Raw genomic sequence first — 18,100 nt, 5'->3', positions numbered from 1 at the left:
TGGGAGCGCGCCGGCGCTCACTCCGCCTCATCCACCCAGATCAGCCGCAGCAGCCGCAGCAGCGTTGCGCGCTCCTTGCTGGTCAGCCGATGCAGGAAGCGGTCCTCGTGCAGGCGCACCTGACGCCGCCAGGCCGGCATCGCGGCCTTGGCCGCCTCGGTCAGCCGAAGCTCCTGCACGCGCCGATCCTTGGCATGGTCGTCGCGCTCGATCAGGCCGCGCTCCTCGAGCTCGGCCAGCAGCGGCGCCATGTTGGCGCTCTTCATGGCGAGCAGCCGGCAAAGCCCGGCGGCGCGGATGCCCGGCCGTTCGTCGATCAGCGCCAGCATGGCGTAGGTGACGGGGCGCAATTCCGCTTCCGCCATCTCGATGGCGAAATCGTTGAGCGCCAGCGCCGAGGCGCGCCGCAGATTGTAGCCGATCTGCGCGTCGAGCGCGTCCTCGGCGAGGTCGTTGCCGGTTTCGTCCATGTCCGATCGATTGCCGCGATCCGGCCCCTTGTCAAGACAAAAATACTATGCGACATAGCGAAGATAAAAGCTATGTAGCATAGCGATATCGGAGGAGTTGACCATGGCAGAGGAAATCGAAGATACCGTCGCTTTCGATGTCGAGGGCGGCATCGCCTGGGTCCGCTTCAACCGGCCGGCCAAGCGCAATTCGATGAGCCCGGCGCTCAACCGGCGCATGATGCAGGTGCTCGACGAACTTGAATTCCGCGACGATGTCGGCGTTCTCGTGCTCTCCGGCGAAGGCGCCGCCTGGTCGGCCGGCATGGACCTCAAGGAATATTTCCGTGAGACCGAGGCGAAGGGCCAGGGCGCCGTGCGTAAGGCTCAAGCCGAGGCCTATGGCTGGTGGCGGCGGCTGCGCTGGTATCGCGTGCCGACCATCGCCATGGTCAATGGCTGGTGCTTCGGCGGCGGCTATGGCCCGCTGTTTGCCTGCGATCTCGCCTTCGCCGCCGACGAGGCGCAGTTTGCGCTCTCCGAGATCAACTGGGGCATCCTGCCCGGCGGCGGCGCCACCAAGGTGGTGGTCGATCTCTTGTCTATGCGCGACGCTATGTATCATGCACTGACCGGCGAACTGATCGACGGCAGGAAGGCGGCGGCCTGGAAGCTGGTCAATGAAAGCCACCCGCTGGAAGGTCTCAAGGCGCGTGTCGCCGAGGTGGCCGGGATCCTGTTGAAGAAGAACCCGGTCGCGCTCAAGGCCACCAAGGACGCCATCCGCCGCGTCGCCGAGATGACCTACGACAATGCCGAGGACTATCTGGTGCGGGCGCAGGAGGCGGCGAATTCCTTCGACAATGAAGGCCGCAAGGAAGGCATCCGCCAGTTCATCGACGAAAAGAGCTACAAGCCCGGCCTCGGCGCCTACGACAAGGCGAGATGATCCGGTCGATGTGACCTGACACCGGCCGGCGATCGATGCCGGCTGGCACCCGATACGGCGCGTGACACGGGAGGAGATCGCAATGCCGGCATGGACGACACCGGACCCCATTGCCCTGCATGCCCGCGCGCAGCCGGACCGCCTTGCTTGCGTCGACCTGGCGTCCGGACGCCGCTGGACCTACGCCGCGCTCGACGACGCCATCCAGCGCGCGGTCGCGGTGCTCGAAAACCATGGCGTAGGGCAGGGGCAGCGGGTCGCCGCGCTGGCCCGCAACAGCGCTGACCTCGTCATCCTGCAGCAGGCGGCGATGCGCCTCGGCGCCGTCTTCGTGCCGGTCAACTGGCGGCTCGCCGCGCCCGAGCGGCAGGCGATCCTGGCCGATTGCGATCCCGCGCTTCTGGTCCACGACACCGGGCTCGATGTGGCGCCGCCTACCGGCTGCGCGCCGCTCGACGTCGCGCGCTTCCAGGCGGCCGTGGAAGAGGCCGAGCCAGCGCCGCGTCGCCCTTTGCCGGAAGCAGACCGGCCGTCGATCATCCTCTACACGTCAGGCACGTCGGGCCAACCGAAGGGCGTCATCGTCACCGAGGCCAATGCCTTCGCCACCGCGGTCAATTTCGGCGTCATCGGCCGCGTCGGCCATGACAGCGTCGTCCTCTGCGACGCGCCGATGTTCCATGTCATCGGCCTGATCACCAATCTGCGCCCGGTGCTGCTCAAGGGGGGCACCGTGCTGGTCTCCTCCGGCTTCGAGCCCGGCGTCACCAACGGCCGGCTCGCCGACTCGGCGCTCGGCGTCACCCATTATTTCTGCGTGCCGCAAATGGCGAGGATGCTGCGCGAACATGCCGGCTTTGAGCCTGCGCGCTGGACATCGCTTGTGGCGCTCTTCACCGGCGGTGCGCCGAACCCTGCCGCCGACATAACGTGGTGGCTCAAGCAGGGCGTGCCGATGGTCGACGGTTTTGGCATGACCGAGGCCGGCACCGTGCTCGGCATGCCGCTGGAGGCCGAGCGTATCGCCGCCAAGGCGGGCTCGGCCGGCCTGCCGGCACCAATGGTCTCGCTGCGCATCGTCGATGATGCCGGCAACGAAGTCGCACCGGGGGAGGCGGGCGAGATCTGGCTCGCCGGCCCCAACATCACGCCGGGCTACTGGAACCGACCGGAGGAGACGGCGCGCGCCTTCAGCGCGGGCGGCTGGTTCCGCACCGGCGACATGGCGAAGCGCGACGAAGACGGCTTCGTCACTTTGGTCGACCGCCGCAAGGACATGTTCATCTCCGGCGGCGAGAACGTCTTCCCGGCCGAGGTCGAGATGGCGCTGCTTGCCCATACCGATGTCGCCGAGGTGGCGGTGATCGGTGTCGCCGACGAGCGCTGGGGCGAGGTCGGCCGCGCCTTTGTGGTGCTGAAACCCGGCCGCATGCTCGACCCGGCGGCCCTCGCCAGCCACTGCGCCGCGCGCATCGCCCGCTACAAGGTGCCAAAGGAATTCTTGGCCATGGAAGCCCTGCCGCGCACGGCATCGGGCAAGATCCAGAAGCATCTGCTGCGCAGGTGGGGTAAGTCGGGTTGAGGCCGCTGTGAAGGTCTACTCGATCAGCAGCAAGCCCCGCTTTTTGTCGCCATCGCTGTCGACGGTGTCCATGGCCGAGAACAGGCGTTCACGCTCAACCAGCCAGGGCTTGTAGCGCTCGTTGACATCGAGCACGAAAACCATGTCTTCGGCTTCCAGATACCCTCCGATTGGAGAAAAATGGCCGCTGCCGGCGCCGAAAATCTTCTCGCGTGTGAAGTTGATGATGTAGCGGCGGTTCGGATCGTTGGCGCGCTTCAAGTGCTCGCGGAACTCTTCGGCGCTCAGGTTGCGCAGCACCGAGACTTTCCGGCTGGTTTTCGTTCGAGCGACCTCGGCAACCTCGTCCAACGTGAGCCCGACGATGCAAAAACCTGTCCAGCATTTGCCGGTGCCCTCAAGCACTTCGGCCTCGGTCGTCTCTTCTTCGCCGATCGAGCGGAATGTGTTGGCGACGCTTGCAGGCCCGCATCGCGAGCTGTTCGATTGCCAGTCGAGGTCGGCCTTGAACGAGGCGGCCACCGGCAGCTTCCAGGCGCTGTCGATCAATGCCGGGGTGCGGATAACCGACGACTGGATAGCGTCCTGCGAGACGGCGGATTGACCGATAGTCAAAAGCGCGCCGCCGCCGAGCAGGCCAACGCCGGCAATGCCTGCAATCAGAGCGAAAGCGAGACCGCGCTTCATTGCCGAACCTCGAGACAGTGCAGCATCAGGACAATGCAACAAGGTGTTGCAGCCTAGCGGAACCAGAGACATCAGTCGATGTTGCGACGTCGGCCCCTCGCGTACCATATAGCGGGGCAGGGCGTGCGCCGCGGCGGCTGCGCCCTCGATTTTTGGCGTGCCGCCGGCCGAAAGGGATACCGCGATGAGTGAGCTCAAGGTGAGGACCCGCGTCACCGGCGCAACCGCTGTCCTGCAGCCGGGCAGCCTGCCGGTCGTCACCACGCCGACCGGCGGCACGGTCGATGTCGTCACCGGCGTCAGCGCGCCGGGCTTCAACCCGCTCGACCTGCTCTATGCCTCGCTCGCCGCTTGCATGGTGATCAGCGCCCGCATCGCTGCCATGCGTCTCGGCGTGGCTGCGCAGCTCGGCGAGGTGCGCGCCGAGGTCGGCGGCGAGAAGGCGGCGGACGAGCCGTCCCGCGTCGTCCGCTTCAACATCAGGCTCGATATTTCCGGCGATCTCGACGCAGCGACCAAGCAGCGCATCGTCGAGGATGCCGAGGCGATATGCACCGTCTCCAACACGCTGCGCGCAACGCCAGAATTGCACGCGACGCTTGGGTGAGGCGACCGTTCCCATGGCAATGATCCCGCCCATCGACTATTCGACGGCGTCGCAAGAAATCCGCGCCGAGCACGACAGGGAGCTCAGCCTGCGCGGCCGCATGACCAACATGAAGCGCATCCTGCTCCATTCGCCGGCCGCCCATCGCATCTATGCCGAATGGTTCACGCTGCGCGATCTGCTCAAGCCCGCGCTCGACGACCGCGCCATCTGGTTGTTGTCGCACGCGATCTCCGAGACCTGCCGCGCCGAGATCCCCGTCACCTTCTTCCGCCGCGCGCTGATCGATTCCGGCTTCGATCCGGAGGCGCTCGAGCCGACCGCCGACGAGGCGTTGCTGATAAGGTTCGGCAAGGCGGTCGCGGCGGATGCCAATGCTGTTCCGGAGGAGGTCTGGGCCGCGCTCAAGTCGCGCTACGACGACACGCTCTTGGTCAACCTCGTCGCCTTCGCCGGCATCATGGTGGCGACCTGCCTGTTCACCAATGCGGTACGGGTGGATCTCGATCCGGAGCTGGAGGGGTATCGCAAGCGGTGAAAGCGCGATCTCCCACAGGAGAGAAGGGAGAGCCCACCTCCGCAGGAATCGGGTGGCCGCCACCTTTCACCCGCCCCACCTTGATCCCATCAAAGGAGGCACCAGTGACCATCCATTCGATAAGCTCGCATCGTAAAATCCGCTCTGCCGAAGCGCGCGTCGCAGCCCAGGACTGGCGCACTCTGACCGGTGAACTGAACGCCCATGGCTGTGCCGTCATGCCCGCGCTTCTCGCCGCCGACGAATGCGCCGAAATCGCCGCGCTCTATCCGCATGAAGAGCATTTCCGCAGCCATGTGGTGATGGCGCGCCACGGTTTCGGCATGGGCGAGTACCGCTATTTCCGATATCCGCTCCCCGATCTGATCGAAGGCCTGCGCACCGCGCTCTATCCGCGGCTGGCCACCGTCGCCAACGACTGGCACGAGAAGATGGGGGTGGCGCTGCGCTATCCCGGCGACCACGCCGCCTTCCTGAAGCGCTGCCATGACGAGGGCCAAACGAAGCCGACGCCGCTCCTGCTGCAATACGGCCCTGGCGACTTCAACTGCCTGCACCAGGACCTCTACGGCGCGCTCGCCTTTCCGTTGCAGGTTGCGGTCCTGTTGTCCGAGCCAGGCGAGGATTTTAAAGGCGGCGAATTCGTGCTCACCGAACAGCGCCCGCGCATGCAGAGCCGCGCCGAGGTGGTACCACTGAGGCGAGGCGACGCGGTGATCTTCGCCGTCCACAATCGGCCGGTGCAAGGCAAGAAGGGGCACTATCGCGTGAACCTGCGCCACGGCGTCAGCCGCTTGCGCTCGGGGCAACGGCATACGGTCGGGATCATCTTCCACGACGCGAAATAAAGACGGGGCGCCGAAGCTGCTGATCTCCCCCCACGAGGGGGGAGATCGGCTGTCGCCGCCGCCCTTCGCCAATCTCCAATGTCTCATCTGCGGCGCTTCTGCCTCTTCCCTCGCCGCCTTCATTCGGGTAAGCGCTCGGGCAAATCCCGCCACATCAGCGCATTTATCCGGACCGTCCTATGATCCGTCTCGAAAACATCGGCAAGCAGAACGGCCGTCAGATCGTCTTCATCGAAGCCTCGGCCGCCTTGCAGAAGGGCGAGAAGGTTGGCCTCGTCGGCCCGAACGGCGCCGGCAAGACGACGCTCTTCCGCATGATCACCGGGCAGGAACTGCCGGACGAAGGCCAGGTCCAGGTCGATCGCGGCGTCACTATCGGCTATTTCAGCCAGGATGTCGGCGACATGGAAGGCATGAGCGCCGTTGCCGAGGTGATGGAGGGCGCCGGGCCGGTGAGCGCGGTCGCCGCCGAGATGCGCGAACTCGAGCATGCCATGGGCGACCCCGACCGCGCCGACGAAATGGACGCCATCATCGAGCGCTACGGCGAGTTGCAGCACCGCTTCGAGGAGCTCGACGGCTATGCGCTGGACGGCCGCGCCCGTGAGGTCCTGGACGGCCTCGGCTTCAGCCAGGAGATGATGGACGGCGACGTCGCGAAACTCTCCGGCGGCTGGAAGATGCGCGTCGCGCTCGCCCGCATCCTGCTGATGCGGCCCGACGTGATGCTGCTCGACGAGCCGAGCAACCATCTCGACCTCGAAAGCCTGATCTGGCTGGAGCAATTCCTGAAGAATTATGACGGCGCGCTGCTGATGACCTCGCACGACCGCGAGTTCATGAACCGCATCGTCACCAAGATCGTCGAGATCGACGCCGGCTCGCTCACCTCCTACTCCGGCAATTACGAGTTCTACCAGGAGCAGCGGGCGCTGGCCGACAAGCAGTTGCAGGCGCAGTTCGAGCGCCAGCAGGCGATGCTGGCCAAGGAGATCGCCTTCATCGAGCGCTTCAAGGCGCGCGCTTCGCACGCCGCTCAGGTGCAGAGCCGGGTGAAGAAGCTCGACAAGATCGATCGCGTCGAGCCGCCGAAGCGGCGCCAGACGGTGACCTTCGACTTCCAGCCGGCGCCGCGCTGCGGCGAGGACGTGGCGACGCTGAAGGGCATCCACAAGAGCTATGGCAGCCGCAGCATCTATGCCGGCCTCGACTTCCAGGTGCGCCGGCGCGAGCGCTGGTGCGTGATGGGCATCAACGGCGCCGGCAAGTCGACGCTATTGAAGCTGGTTGCCGGTGCTTCCGAGCCTGACCAAGGCACGGTGGCGCGCGGTCCGAGCGTCAAGATGGGCTATTTCGCCCAGCACGCCATGGAACTGCTCGAAGGCGAGCGCACCGTGTTCCAGACGCTGGAAGACAATTTCCCGCAGGCCGGCCAGGCGCCGCTGCGCGCGCTCGCCGGATGTTTCGGCTTCTCCGGCGACGAGATCGATAAGAAGTGTCGCGTGCTCTCGGGCGGCGAGAAGGCGCGGCTGGTGATGGCGCTGATGCTGTTCGACCCGCCCAACCTGCTGGTGCTCGACGAGCCGACCAACCATTTGGACATGGCGACCAAGGAGATGCTGATCAACGCGCTTTCGCAATATGAAGGCACGATGCTGTTCGTCTCGCACGACCGCCATTTCCTCGCTGCGCTGTCCAACCGCGTGCTGGAGTTGACGCCCGACGGCATCCACACCTATGGCGGCGGCTATACCGAATATGTCGAACGCACCGGACAGGAAGCGCCGGGGCTGAGGAGCTAGGGAGACGGCGGCCATGACCCGCTACAGTCATCCGGCACGCGATTGCCGGAAGAAGAATTCCGTGTACCCTCCACGATGCTTCAGGGGAAGCTTCGGGATGAGAATTGCAATGTCGGTCGCGTTGGCCGCGACAGTGGCCGGATGCGCGACCTCGCCGGTCGATTATGAAGCGTCGCTTTCGCAGCAGGATCAGAAATGGGCGTCGCCGCAATGCCAGCAAGCCCGCGCGGACGCTTCGGATTACGACGCTCGCGAAAAGAACCACCCGGGCTGGGGGTTCGTCGTGCTCGGCCCGTACGGGTTGGGGATCATAGCAGCCGTCAAGGAGCACGAGCAGAAGCAGCGAAAGGCGCTCGCCCGCGAGGTGCACATGCAATGCTCGAGCCTTCCGCTGCCCAAGGCGTTGCAGGGCGAGTCAAGCCCACAGGCCCCGACGAAATATCCATAGCCGGGATCGCCCTGCTTGGAGACTGGGTGCCCGTAAAGGGCTCAGATGGGGCGTAGCCGTCGTGGACGAGGGGCGCTAGCCGACCGCCAGCCATTTGCGCGACTGGGCGAAGGCCTTGAAGGTCTTGGCGTCCATCGGGCGGCCGAAGGCGTAGCCCTGCAGGATGTCGCAGCCCAATTCCTTCAGGATGCGCGCATGTTCCATCGTTTCGACGCCTTCGGCCACCACTTCAATGCCGAGCGACTTGCCGATCTCGATGATCGACGACACCAGCCGCCGTTGCGCCTTTGAGCCGGTGATCGGCGTGATCAGCTGGCGATCGATCTTCAGCCGGCGCGGCTGCAGCTTGAGCAGGCTGACGATCGAGGCATAGCCGGTGCCGAAATCGTCGATCTCGATGTCGATGCCGAGTTCCTTGATCTGCTCGATGTTCCAGGAAACGAAGTCGTCGTTCTCGTCGAGGAAGATCGACTCCACCAGCTCGAACGACACGGTCCCTTGTTTGATGGCGAGCTTGCGCAAACCCTTGATCAGGTCCCTGTCCTCGAGGCGCCGGGCCGAGACGTTGACCGAAACGCGCGGAATGTTGAGATGCGACCAGCGCTCGAAATTCTCCAGTGCCTGCTTGAGCGTGGTGCGGTCGATCAGCGCCACCACGTTCAGCTCCTCGGCCACCTTGAGATAGGCGGCGGGCGCCAGGATGCCGCGGCGCGGATGCTTCCAGCGCGACAACGCCTCCACGCCGACGATCTCCAGCGTCCTGGCGTCGAACTGCGGCTGGTAATAGGCGACGAACTCGTTCCGCTCCAGCCCGCCGAGGATTTCGTCGGCGATCTGCTTGGTCCGGACGATCTCGCTCTGCAGCTCCTCGTTGAAGAACTCGTAGCGATTGCGGCCATGGCTTTTCGCCCGGTAAAGCGCGAGATCGGCATTGACGAGCAACTGCCTGGCGTCGACGCCGTCATTGGCGGCGATGCCGATGCTGACGCCAAACCGGCACTGGTGGCCCTGGTAGGTGACCGGTTGGCGCATCTCCTCGATGATGCGGCTGGCCAGTTCGGCCAACTTGTCGTCGCCATCCCCATGGGCGACCACCACGAACTCGTCGCCGCCGATGCGGGCCACGAAATCGGCGATTCCGGCGTTGGCCTTGATGACTTTCGAGGCGTGCATCAGCATGGCATCGCCAGCCGCGTGGCCGAGCGTGTCGTTGATCTGCTTGAAGCGGTCGAGGTCGAGATGCAGCAGCGCCGTGCGCCGGCCGCTTTCACCGCTTTCGGCCAGCATCTCGTCGAGATAGCGGCGGTTGGGCAGGCCGGTCAGCGAGTCGTGAAGCGCGACATGCTCGATGCGCGCCTTGGCGATCTCCAGCTCGGCGTTCTTCGATTCCGACAGCTGCCGCTCGCGCTCCAGATTTTCGTTGAGCAGCACGTCGCTCGTCACGTCCCATTCGGCGCCGATCATCTTCGGCGTGCCGCCGGTGTCCTGGAAGAACGTGGCGCGCGTGCGGACGTGGCGGACGTCGCCGTCATGATGGATGAGGCGGTATTGCGAGGAGTAGAGGCCCCTGGTCGCCGCAGCCAGGTCGAAATCCCGTCGAGCGCGCTCGATGTCGTCGGGGTGGATCGTTCCCGCCCAGTCATCATAGCCGCGCGGCTCGCTGCCGGCGGCCTTGCCATAGATCTCGTTGACGCGCTCGTCCCACACCAGTTCGTTGGTGGCGAGGTCGTGCTCCCAGACGCCGATGCCTGAGGCCTCCAGCGCCAGCTCCAGCCGCCCCGACAGGCGCCGCAACTCGGCATAGTTCTTCTGCCTTTCGCCGAACAGCCGCCCGGCCACCAGGATCGGCAGGACCACCAAGACGCCGGCGAGCGCCATGAGGGCCAGCAAGGTCCGCTCATTCTTCGGCGCCGCTGGCCAGCCGCCCTTGGGAATGGCCGAAATCCGCCACGAGCCTGACGGCACCTCCACTTCGGCTGTCACCGGATTGCCGGCGACGACATTGTCGCCGCCGAAGAAACGTTCGCCGCTGCCACCAAGCGCGTCCTTGCCGGTCAGCGCCACATCGATGTCTATGGCGGGGTCGGTAAGGCCGCTTGCCGCGTAGAGCCGGTCGACGTCGACCACCGCCGAGATGATGCCCCAGAAGCGGTCGCCACCGCCCGCCGTCGGCACGAAGACCGGGATGCGGCCGATGAAGCCGCGCCCGCCTTGCGCCAGATCGACCGGGCCGGCGAACACCAGCTCGCGCCGGTCGCGCGCCCGCAGCGCTGCCGTGCGTTGCGCCTCGTTCTTGCGGTAATCGAGCCCGATCGCCTTCTCGTTGCCCTTCATCGGGTACATCAGCGAGATGATGAGGTCGGGCGCGCCGGCGATGTTGCGCAACTGCGACTTCTGCTCGAACAGATTGCCGGCAAGCGAGGCAAATCTCTGCTGGCCCAGATACGGCTCGGTGACGATGGCCGATACCAGGCCCTGGGTGAGCTGAAGATTGCCGTTGATGTTGCCCTCGAGCTTGGCCCGGATGATGTTGACCTTGGCCAGGACATCGGCGCGCGCCAGCTGATCGGAGACCTTCCTGTTCTGCTGGTCGGCAACGACGGCGCAGACCAAAAGCACGACGAAGGCTATCGCCGCCGGCAAGTTGGCGAGGGAAAAAACGGCCTGCCTGACGCGGCCTATGCTGAAATCCGTTCTGGCCAATTCGACCCGAATGCCTTTCCTGGACAATGGCCCATCGGTCGAACTTAGTAGAAAGTGCTTAAATTTAGACTTCCATGCGGGCCAGAAGTTTCAGTATTGGTCCCATTGCTACAGGCACAGCAACCGGAGGAGCTGAAGGGGAAGCGGGGCGCCGAAGCCGCGCCGCGCCTACTTTCCCGCCATGTGATCGGCGAGCTCCTGCGCGTGGGCAAGCAGGGCAGGGAAGGCCGCGTCGCCGGGCAGGTGCTCGCCCATGCAGGCGCGGTAGTCGCCGTCGCCTTTTTCCCAGGCGGCGTTGGCGGCATCGTAGGCCTTTTCGTCCTTGAGTTCCGAAGCCTGGTAGGCCTCCTGGAATTTCTGGGCGGCGGCGTCGGCCGCGGTCCACAAGGCATCGCAGGCCGCGATCTTCGGGACGGGCGGCGCGGCAGGCGCCTCGGCGATCAGCACGCGATCGCCCTTGACCAGCGTGACGATGACCTGCTGGTCGTAGATCGGCCCGACATCCTGGGTCCAGCCGCCAAGCCGCGCGAACGCCATGTCGGCGCCTTCCGGTTTCTTCAGCGGAAAGTCGAGCGTGCTGACGAAGGCGGCGTCGGCGCCGATGGCCTGGGTGTAGAAGGCGTCGAGCTTCAGCGCCGCGTCGATGCCGGCCGGCAGCCTGAGGTTCTCATCGGTCTCGTCGGCCCTGGACTTGAGCCACCGCTCGGCAAGCCCGCGCGTCGTCGCGACAAGGCTCGGGCCGTCGTCGCTGGTAGTGTATCTCAGCCCGTCGAGCATGCCGAAACCGATATCGGAGTCGCTGAGGCTCTGCAGATTGATCGTGCCGGCTGCCGGAAAATCCTTGACCGCCAGCGGGCCCAGCAGGGCCGAAAGACGCGTCTGGAGATCGGCCATCGCCTTCGTATTCTGGGCATCGAGCGTTTCCACGGCAGCGTTCGCGCTTTCCTGTGCTGCGATGTCCGAAATCGCCTTGTCACGCGCGGCGATATAGTCGTCCTCCGGCGAGGCAGCGAGTGCCGCGCTGCCCGCAAGCATGAAGAGAAGTGTCCAGATCAACCGCATGACATAGCCCCCAAGTTAGCGATCAAAAGCCCTTGCGAGCCTTCGCCCGACTTGGCGGCTTTTGCGTGGCGGAAATCAGCGGATCGCCAATTCTTTATCCGGCCTTCCGCTTCTCCACTTCCGCCTTCCTGAGCAGGAACCGCTGGATCTTGCCGCTCGGCGTCTTCGGCAGTTCGGCGACGAACTCGACCTCGCGCGGATAGGCATGCGCCGAGAGCCGTTTCTTCACATGCTGGGCAAGCTCCTCGGCCAGCGCCTCGCTGCCTTTGAAGGCCGACGCCAGCACGACGAACGCCTTGACGATCTCGGTACGCTGCGGATCGGGCACGCCGACCACCGCCGCCTCGTTGACCGCCGGGTGCTCGATCAGCGCGCTCTCGACGTCGAACGGCCCGATGCGGTAGCCGGCCGAGGTGATGACGTCGTCGGCGCGGCCGATGAAGGAGACCGAACCGTCCGGCTCGTATTCCACCGTGTCGCCGGTGCGGTAATAGCCGCCGGCGATCGCCGGCGTTTCGGCCTGGTGGTAGCCTTCGAACCAGCGCAGCGGCGATTTGGCGATGTCGACGGCGAGGATGCCCGGCTGGTTCGGGCCAAGCTCGTTACCCGCCTCGTCCAGAACCACCATGCGGTAGCCCGGCATGGCGAAGCCGGCCGAGCCAGCGCGCACGCTGTGCGCCAGCCCATGATGGTTGTTGACCATCATGCCGTTCTCGGTCTGGCCGTAGTGGTCGTGGATCGGCGCGGCGAGGTTGGCATCGAACCAGCGGATCACTTCCGGGTTGAGCGGCTCGCCGGCGCTGCTCACCACGCGCAGCTTACCTTTGACGCGAGCGGCAGCCGCGGCGCCTTCCGCCATCAGCAGGCGATAGGCGGTGGGCGAGCCGGCAAGGCTGGTAACGCCCAGCCGCTCGATGATGTCGTAGGTGCTTTTGGCGTTGAAGGCGCCCTCGTAGAAGGTGGTGGCGATGCCGAGCTGCAAGGGGCCGGTGATGGCGTAGTAGAGCCCGTAGGCCCAGCCGGGATCGGCGATGTTCCAGAACACATCCCCGGGCCGCAGCCCGATCGCGTCGCGCATATAGGCGCCGAAGGCGAGCAGGGCGCCGAGCGGCACCGGCACGCCCTTTGGATGGCCGGTCGTGCCGGAGGTCGACATCATCATGAACAGGTCCGAGCCTTTGCGCATCACTGGCTGGCAATCGGCGGAGGCGGCGGCAACGGCAGCGCGGAAATCGATGTCGCCGGCGGGCAGGGCCTCGCCCGCGCCAAGGATGGTGGCGATAGGCGGATGGTTCTCCACCTCGTCGAGTTTGCGGCGATTGGCCGGATTGGTGACCACCAGCTTTGCCTTGCTGTAGCTCAGGCGATGCTCGATCGCTTTCGGCCCGAAGGCGGTGAACAGCGGCTGGTAGACCGCGCCGATGCGCCAGGCGCCGAGGATCAGCGCCACCAGCTCGGGAATGCGCGGCAGCATGCCGGCGACGACGTCGCCGGGGCCGACGCCAAGCGCCTTCAGCATATTGCCGGCGCGCCCCGACATGTCGGCGAGATCGTCGAAGCTAAACTCGCGCAACTCCCCGCCCGCCGAGATGGCGCGCAGCGCCAGCCGGTTTTCGCCGGTGTAGCGGCCGCAGCACTCGACATAGGCATTGATGCCGGTCGCCGGATCGCCATGCAGCCGGGCGACTTCATCCTCGATGCGGAAGCGCTCGACGGCGTCCTCGTAGCGCGGCAGCGCGTTGGTCATGATGGTTTCTCCTAGGCGGTCATTGTGGCGAAATCGATGGGCGTAGCAAGCGAGCGATGATCGCGCTCTACGGCGCCCCCTCTGTCCGGCAGGACAGAGGGGGGCGCGAAGGAACGCCAGCTTCCGTGTCCAGACACCTCAAAAGCACTGTCGATCAGCAAGCTGGCGCCGGTTCCGGAATCAACGCCTGAGCGTATGTGCGCCTCCGATAGGACTGACGGCAAGGATTGGCCTCGCCCGCGCGGCCCTGTACTATCGCACCGTCAATGCAGGGAGGGGCGCGCATGCGGCTTGATCGGAATCTCTGTCATTTGAGGAGTTGGGCTGTCGTCGCGGCCATGGCGCTTTGGCCGCATGCCGCAGCGGCGGAGCCAATCTCACCCGAGCGCATCGCCGCTTCCTTGCCAAAGCTCGAAGCGCTGGCCGAGGCCGCCGTGACGGACGGTGCCGTCCCCGGTCTGGCCATCGCCGTCGTGCATGGCGACGAGGTGATCTTCCTCAAGGGGTTCGGTCATCGCGAGGCCGGCAGACCCGAATCCGTCGACGCCGACACGGTGTTCCAGATCGCATCGCTGTCCAAGCCGGTCTCCGCCACCGTCGTCGCGGCATTGGTCAGCGATGGAGCCGTGTCCTGGAACTCCAAGATCGCCGATCTCGATCCGGCTTTCCGCCTTGCCGAGCCCTATCCGACCAGCGAGCTCACCATCCGCGACCTGTTTTCACACCGCAGCGGCCTACCGGGCACCGCCGGCGACGATCTCGAGGACATTGGCTACGACCGCGCCGAGATCCTGCGCCGCCTGCGCTTCGTGCCGCCATCGTCGAGCTTTCGCGCCGGCTATTCCTACAGCAACTTCGGGCTGACCGAGGGGGCCGTCGCCGCCGCAATGCCGACAGGCAAGTCATGGGAGGAGGTCGCGGAGGAAAAACTCTACCGCCCGCTCGGCATGGCCTCGACCAGCTCGCGTCATGCGGATTTCGTCAAGCACGTGAACCGCGCCGCACTCCACGTCAGGGTCGATGGCGCCTGGGCCGCGAAGATCAAGCGCGATCCGGATGCGCAGGCGCCCGCCGGCGGCGTCAGCTCCACCGCGCGTGATCTCGCGCAATGGGTGCGCCTGCTGCTGGGCGACGGGGTCTATGCCGGCAAGACGCTGATTGCCCCCGACGCGCTCGACCAGACGCATGTGCCGCTGATGACGCGCGGCAAGAACCCGGTGGCCGGCGGCGAGTCCTTCTACGGCCTCGGCTGGAACGTCGAATTCGGCCGGCACGGTTTGAGCTGGGGCCATGCCGGCGCCTTCAGCGTCGGCGCGCGTACACTGGTGACGATCTTCCCGAAGGAGAAACTTGGCATCGTCATCCTCGCCAACGCTTTTCCGACCGGCGTCCCCGAAGGGCTGTCCGACAGCTTCGCCGATCTCGCCTTCGACGGTTCGGTCGAGAAGGATTGGGTCAAGGCATGGGACGCGATCTATTCCGGCATGTTCGGTCCGGTGGTCGAGGCGGCCAAGGCCACCTTTGCCGCGGCACCGTCGCCCTCGAGGCCGGCCCGGCTGGCCAGCGCCTATGCCGGCCGCTACGCCAACGACTTCATCGGCGAAGCGGACGTGTCGAGCGCGGGAGACAGCCTTGTCCTCAAGGTCGGGCCGGCCGGCGCCCGGTCCTATTCCCTGACGCATTTCGACGGCGACCTGTTCCTGACCTACCCCGATGCCGAGATGCCGGACAGGCCGACGGGCGTCAGCTTTGCCGTCGGCCCCGACGGCAAGGCATCGGCGATCACCATCGGGTTTCTCGACGACAATCATCTCGGCACGCTGCGGCGGGTGGGCGACTAGATTGGCCGAGACAGGTCATCCTCGTCGGCCTGCCTGTTCACGCCGGGTCGCGAAGCAATCGCGGACTGTTGGTTCACCGTGTTGATGCACGTCGCAGCGATAGCAAGCACCTTTGCGCTTGCCTTGAAGGCATTCTATTTTGCAGGGTGGTAGCGGCTCGTGGGCATAAAATGTCGGTACTGCCTTTCCTGAGAATTTACGCGCCGCTCAACGCAGTGCTGGCTGCGCCTGGGCTTCTGGCGGTGGCTGCGCTCACGATACCCGACATGTCCGGACGCAGCAGACTGGCCCTGGCTGCCGTGCTCTCTGTCATTTGGGGCGCCTATCTTCTGCAGCTGGCTGGGACGCTGCTCAAGCGCCGGGCGGGAGACGCGCGGAACAGGACGCCCGAAATCGCCATCGATGTGCTCGCAGTCTTGGTTCCACTCGCCGCATTTCTGCTCGTCCGTACGCCCGACCGCAGCCTCTACTGTGCTGTGTGGTTGCTGAAACCGCTGCGCGACTCGACTTTCTTCCCGGTGCTGGGCAGGGTGCTGGCCAACGAAGCGCGCAATCTGATCGGCGTCACCACGCTCTTCGGCGTCGTTCTGTTCGGCGTCGCGCTCGCGGCCTATGTCATCGAGCGCGACATCCAACCGGAAAAGTTCGGCAGCATCCCCCAGGCAATGTGGTGGGCGGTGGTTACGCTGTCCACCACCGGCTACGGCGACGAGATTCCGCAAAGCTTCGCCGGCCGCGTCCTTGCCGGGTTGGTCATGATGAGTGGCATCGGTATCTTCGCGCTCTGGGCCGGCATTCTTGCCACCGGCTTCTATCAGGAAGTCCGTCGCGAGGATTTCGTCCGCAATTGGCGATTGGTCGCCGCCGTGCCGTTGTTTCAGAAGCTCGGCCCGGCCGTGCTGATCGAGATCGTGCGCGCGTTGAGACCGCGCACGGTGCCCGCGGGCGCCGTGATCTGCCGCATTGGCGAGCCTGGTGATCAGATGTTCTTCGTCGCGGAGGGGCGCGTCAGCGTCGCGACGCCGAGCCCGGTGGAGCTTGGCCCTGGCGCCTTCTTCGGCGAGATGGCGCTGATCAGCGGCGAACCGCGTATGGCAACCGTCAGCGCCGCAACGGCGGTCTCGCTCCTGTCGCTGCACTCGGCGGATTTCCAGATGCTGTGCAGCAGCAGCCCGGAGATCGCGGAGATCATCCGCAAGACCGCGCTCGAGCGGCGCGGCGCGGCACCGATGGCTTGACCGCAGCTGGTGTGCAGTCCCGGACTGTTTCATCGATCCTGAGTCCTCACGAAGAGGATGCGACGCGGAGGTTGCCAATTGCCTGCCGATGCAGATCCTTGCTGCGACACGTAGTATTGGCTTCAACGTGGGAGCAGCAAGGAGGAGACCTTGACGCGAGGCGCGAAAAAGCATCGCAAATACGGCTGATTGGTTATGACGTATGTATTCTCGCAGATGTGGTATTGGCCGTCCGGGGATTCCTGGACGCGCTCGCGCGGAATGTTGAAGCCATGCGGCAGGTAGGTGTACCCACCGTCGGTCCTTGACCGAACCGAGGACTGAGGTATGGCGCGGCAATCATGACCACCGCAGCACTTGAATTTCGTCAGCGGGTCAATCTTGTCTTCGTACCAGTCATGCGCGTTGGCGCCCGTCGTGGCGGCGATACATATTGCCGAGAAGATGAGCCGTCGCATGGCGTTCCTCACGCATTCGGCGGGCGCTGCTCGCTCGCGCGTCCATGTGCAGGTGACGCTTCACTGAAAATAGCATGCCCCCGCCCGTCGTCCACTCACGACGCCTGGCCGTAGCGGAGCAGTTTGAAGCAATCGCCGCTGCCCGACTTCGTCTGCGCCAGCAGCGGCTTCGAGCGCTCGATCCATTCCTGCTGCGACCTTGCATCGGCCTCGATGGCGTCGACCGGGGCAAGGGCGACAAAGCCCTTGCCCTTGCTGAACAGCCAGCAGGCGCGGGCGAGAAATCGCCTGCTGCGCTGGCGCAGCAGGTCGGCGTCGTAGAGGATATCGAGCATCTCATGCTTGATCTTGCGCTCCTTGTCGGGATTGGCGACAGCAGCCTCGATCGCCTCGCCGCCGATAGCATCCTGCAGGTCCTTGTAGTCCAGGGCGAGCTGGGTGGTGGCGTATTTGATCTCGTTCTCGTCGCGCACGATGTTGAACCACAGCGTCGGATCGAGCTCGTTGACGACGAATGACGTCTCGAAGTCGCGCGACAGGTTCAGGATGTCGAAGTCGCGGACATCGACGTCGCGCTCGACGAGCTGGATCTTGGCGACCTGCTTGCCAAGCTCGGTTCCTTCGGCGCTGATCGCGGCGTTCTTGCCGCCGAGCTCGGGACTGACATAGGCGCCGCCTTCATCCAGCACCTCGTCGAATTCGCCAAGCGTTTCGACGACGGGCGCGCCACGCGCAAGGCGCGCCGCCAATTTTGCCATGACCTGCTGCAGTTCCGTCTCGCGTCTGCGCTGGTCCTGATAATTCTGCTGGAAGAAGAAGATGAACAGCGACACGCCGATGCCGATCAGGATCACGCCCAGCTGCGAAAAGATGTTGCGGTAATATTCCAGCAGCTTTTCACGATGGCGCACGTCGTCGCGCACGCTGTGCGCCACGCGCAGATTGACGATCAGCGACAGGATCAGCAGCCCGGCGCCAACCAGGATGAGGCCGCCGATGAGAAGGTAGCCATGGCCTGCGCTGAAATCCATTGGCTTGCCCCGAAAGCCCAGCCTGCGCAGATTAATACCATTTCGCTCAAATACCTATGGGCAGGGACGCTTCGGCGCCCGACTTGTACCGCCTACGCCTGTTTGCGCCT

At 65.2% G+C, this 18,100-nt stretch carries 16 protein-coding genes; 9 read left to right on the top strand and 7 right to left on the bottom strand.

Annotated features, from left to right (window positions below; all coding sequences use genetic code 11):
* Positions 1–17 precede the first annotated feature (17 nt).
* Positions 18–470, bottom strand: coding sequence for a MarR family winged helix-turn-helix transcriptional regulator (locus PU724_RS04800; RefSeq protein ID WP_127284962.1), 453 nt, complete (start codon positions 468–470; stop codon positions 18–20).
* Positions 471–573: 103 nt separating this feature from the next.
* Here PU724_RS04800 and PU724_RS04795 point away from each other — a divergent pair, with 103 nt between their 5' ends.
* Both PU724_RS04795 and PU724_RS04790 read left to right on the top strand, forming a co-directional pair.
* Entirely contained in the window at positions 574–1,398 is an 825-nt protein-coding gene (locus PU724_RS04795) for a p-hydroxycinnamoyl CoA hydratase/lyase (RefSeq protein ID WP_127284963.1), read from the top strand.
* Between the two features lie 82 nt (positions 1,399–1,480).
* Positions 1,481–2,980 (top strand): AMP-binding protein, encoded by a 1,500-nt coding sequence (locus PU724_RS04790; RefSeq protein WP_292169568.1) that lies wholly within the window; start codon positions 1,481–1,483, stop codon positions 2,978–2,980.
* A gap of 15 nt (positions 2,981–2,995) precedes the next feature.
* Here PU724_RS04790 and PU724_RS04785 read toward each other — a convergent pair whose 3' ends face one another.
* Positions 2,996–3,667: a phytochelatin synthase family protein gene (locus tag PU724_RS04785; protein ID WP_128274696.1), complete on the bottom strand. Its 672-nt coding sequence runs from the start codon at positions 3,665–3,667 to the stop codon at positions 2,996–2,998.
* A 184-nt stretch (positions 3,668–3,851) separates the two neighbouring features.
* On the opposite strand from PU724_RS04785, the gene PU724_RS04780 reads away from it, so the two are divergent.
* The 5 genes from PU724_RS04780 (at position 3,852) to PU724_RS04760 (ending at position 7,910) form a co-directional block, all read left to right on the top strand.
* Positions 3,852–4,274 carry an OsmC family protein gene (locus tag PU724_RS04780; RefSeq protein WP_354420569.1) on the top strand — a complete coding sequence of 141 codons (423 nt, stop codon included), beginning with the start codon at positions 3,852–3,854 and terminating at the stop codon, positions 4,272–4,274.
* A 13-nt stretch (positions 4,275–4,287) separates the two neighbouring features.
* On the top strand, positions 4,288–4,812 hold the full coding sequence (locus PU724_RS04775; protein ID WP_127284966.1) for a carboxymuconolactone decarboxylase family protein: 525 nt from the start codon (positions 4,288–4,290) through the stop codon (positions 4,810–4,812).
* 104 nt (positions 4,813–4,916) lie between these two features.
* Positions 4,917–5,660, top strand: coding sequence for a 2OG-Fe(II) oxygenase (locus PU724_RS04770; protein ID WP_127393463.1), 744 nt, complete (start codon positions 4,917–4,919; stop codon positions 5,658–5,660).
* Positions 5,661–5,839: 179 nt separating this feature from the next.
* Positions 5,840–7,462 carry a ribosomal protection-like ABC-F family protein gene (gene abc-f / locus PU724_RS04765; protein WP_127284968.1) on the top strand — a complete coding sequence of 541 codons (1,623 nt, stop codon included), beginning with the start codon at positions 5,840–5,842 and terminating at the stop codon, positions 7,460–7,462.
* Between the two features lie 97 nt (positions 7,463–7,559).
* Complete coding sequence (locus tag PU724_RS04760; RefSeq protein WP_127310621.1) at positions 7,560–7,910, top strand: hypothetical protein; 351 nt, start codon at positions 7,560–7,562, stop codon at positions 7,908–7,910.
* A 75-nt stretch (positions 7,911–7,985) separates the two neighbouring features.
* On the opposite strand, the gene PU724_RS04755 is transcribed toward PU724_RS04760, so the two are convergent.
* The 3 genes from PU724_RS04755 to PU724_RS04745 all read right to left on the bottom strand — a co-directional run bounded on the left by PU724_RS04755 (position 7,986) and on the right by PU724_RS04745 (position 13,422).
* Positions 7,986–10,613, bottom strand: coding sequence for a bifunctional diguanylate cyclase/phosphodiesterase (locus PU724_RS04755; RefSeq protein ID WP_354420568.1), 2,628 nt, complete (start codon positions 10,611–10,613; stop codon positions 7,986–7,988).
* 168 nt (positions 10,614–10,781) lie between these two features.
* Positions 10,782–11,675 carry a hypothetical protein gene (locus PU724_RS04750; protein WP_354420567.1) on the bottom strand — a complete coding sequence of 298 codons (894 nt, stop codon included), beginning with the start codon at positions 11,673–11,675 and terminating at the stop codon, positions 10,782–10,784.
* Between the two features lie 94 nt (positions 11,676–11,769).
* Positions 11,770–13,422, bottom strand: coding sequence for an acyl-CoA synthetase (locus tag PU724_RS04745; protein WP_354420566.1), 1,653 nt, complete (start codon positions 13,420–13,422; stop codon positions 11,770–11,772).
* Between the two features lie 284 nt (positions 13,423–13,706).
* Between PU724_RS04745 and PU724_RS04740 the strand changes: the two genes are divergently transcribed.
* On the top strand, positions 13,707–15,263 hold the full coding sequence (locus PU724_RS04740) for a serine hydrolase (RefSeq protein ID WP_354420565.1): 1,557 nt from the start codon (positions 13,707–13,709) through the stop codon (positions 15,261–15,263).
* A gap of 170 nt (positions 15,264–15,433) precedes the next feature.
* Positions 15,434–16,501 (top strand): cyclic nucleotide-gated potassium channel, encoded by a 1,068-nt coding sequence (locus tag PU724_RS04735; RefSeq protein WP_354420564.1) that lies wholly within the window; start codon positions 15,434–15,436, stop codon positions 16,499–16,501.
* A gap of 122 nt (positions 16,502–16,623) precedes the next feature.
* Here PU724_RS04735 and PU724_RS04730 read toward each other — a convergent pair whose 3' ends face one another.
* Entirely contained in the window at positions 16,624–16,959 is a 336-nt protein-coding gene (locus tag PU724_RS04730; protein WP_127283915.1) for a hypothetical protein, read from the bottom strand.
* Between the two features lie 95 nt (positions 16,960–17,054).
* Positions 17,055–17,990: a hypothetical protein gene (locus PU724_RS04725; RefSeq protein ID WP_354420563.1), complete on the bottom strand. Its 936-nt coding sequence runs from the start codon at positions 17,988–17,990 to the stop codon at positions 17,055–17,057.
* Positions 17,991–18,100 lie beyond the last annotated feature (110 nt).

The organism is Mesorhizobium abyssinicae, assembly GCF_049887195.1.
Taxonomy (GTDB): domain Bacteria; phylum Pseudomonadota; class Alphaproteobacteria; order Rhizobiales; family Rhizobiaceae; genus Mesorhizobium; species Mesorhizobium abyssinicae.
The sequence above is the reverse complement of the archived record's forward strand: the minus strand, read 5'-3'. Positions and strand labels throughout refer to the sequence as shown.

Excerpts from the sequence above, each read along its gene's own strand:
- PU724_RS04800 (WP_127284962.1), bottom strand. The coding sequence starts at position 470 with ATGGACGAAACCGGCAACGACCTCGCCGAGGACGCGCTCGACGCGCAG.
- PU724_RS04795 (WP_127284963.1), top strand. The coding sequence starts at position 574 with ATGGCAGAGGAAATCGAAGATACCGTCGCTTTCGATGTCGAGGGCGGC.
- PU724_RS04790 (WP_292169568.1), top strand. The coding sequence starts at position 1,481 with ATGCCGGCATGGACGACACCGGACCCCATTGCCCTGCATGCCCGCGCG.
- PU724_RS04785 (WP_128274696.1), bottom strand. The coding sequence starts at position 3,667 with ATGAAGCGCGGTCTCGCTTTCGCTCTGATTGCAGGCATTGCCGGCGTT.
- PU724_RS04780 (WP_354420569.1), top strand. The coding sequence starts at position 3,852 with ATGAGTGAGCTCAAGGTGAGGACCCGCGTCACCGGCGCAACCGCTGTC.
- PU724_RS04775 (WP_127284966.1), top strand. The coding sequence starts at position 4,288 with ATGGCAATGATCCCGCCCATCGACTATTCGACGGCGTCGCAAGAAATC.
- abc-f (WP_127284968.1), top strand. The coding sequence starts at position 5,840 with ATGATCCGTCTCGAAAACATCGGCAAGCAGAACGGCCGTCAGATCGTC.
- PU724_RS04760 (WP_127310621.1), top strand. The coding sequence starts at position 7,560 with ATGAGAATTGCAATGTCGGTCGCGTTGGCCGCGACAGTGGCCGGATGC.
- PU724_RS04750 (WP_354420567.1), bottom strand. The coding sequence starts at position 11,675 with ATGCGGTTGATCTGGACACTTCTCTTCATGCTTGCGGGCAGCGCGGCA.
- PU724_RS04745 (WP_354420566.1), bottom strand. The coding sequence starts at position 13,422 with ATGACCAACGCGCTGCCGCGCTACGAGGACGCCGTCGAGCGCTTCCGC.
- PU724_RS04740 (WP_354420565.1), top strand. The coding sequence starts at position 13,707 with ATGCGGCTTGATCGGAATCTCTGTCATTTGAGGAGTTGGGCTGTCGTC.
- PU724_RS04735 (WP_354420564.1), top strand. The coding sequence starts at position 15,434 with ATGTCGGTACTGCCTTTCCTGAGAATTTACGCGCCGCTCAACGCAGTG.
- PU724_RS04730 (WP_127283915.1), bottom strand. The coding sequence starts at position 16,959 with ATGCGACGGCTCATCTTCTCGGCAATATGTATCGCCGCCACGACGGGC.
- PU724_RS04725 (WP_354420563.1), bottom strand. The coding sequence starts at position 17,990 with ATGGATTTCAGCGCAGGCCATGGCTACCTTCTCATCGGCGGCCTCATC.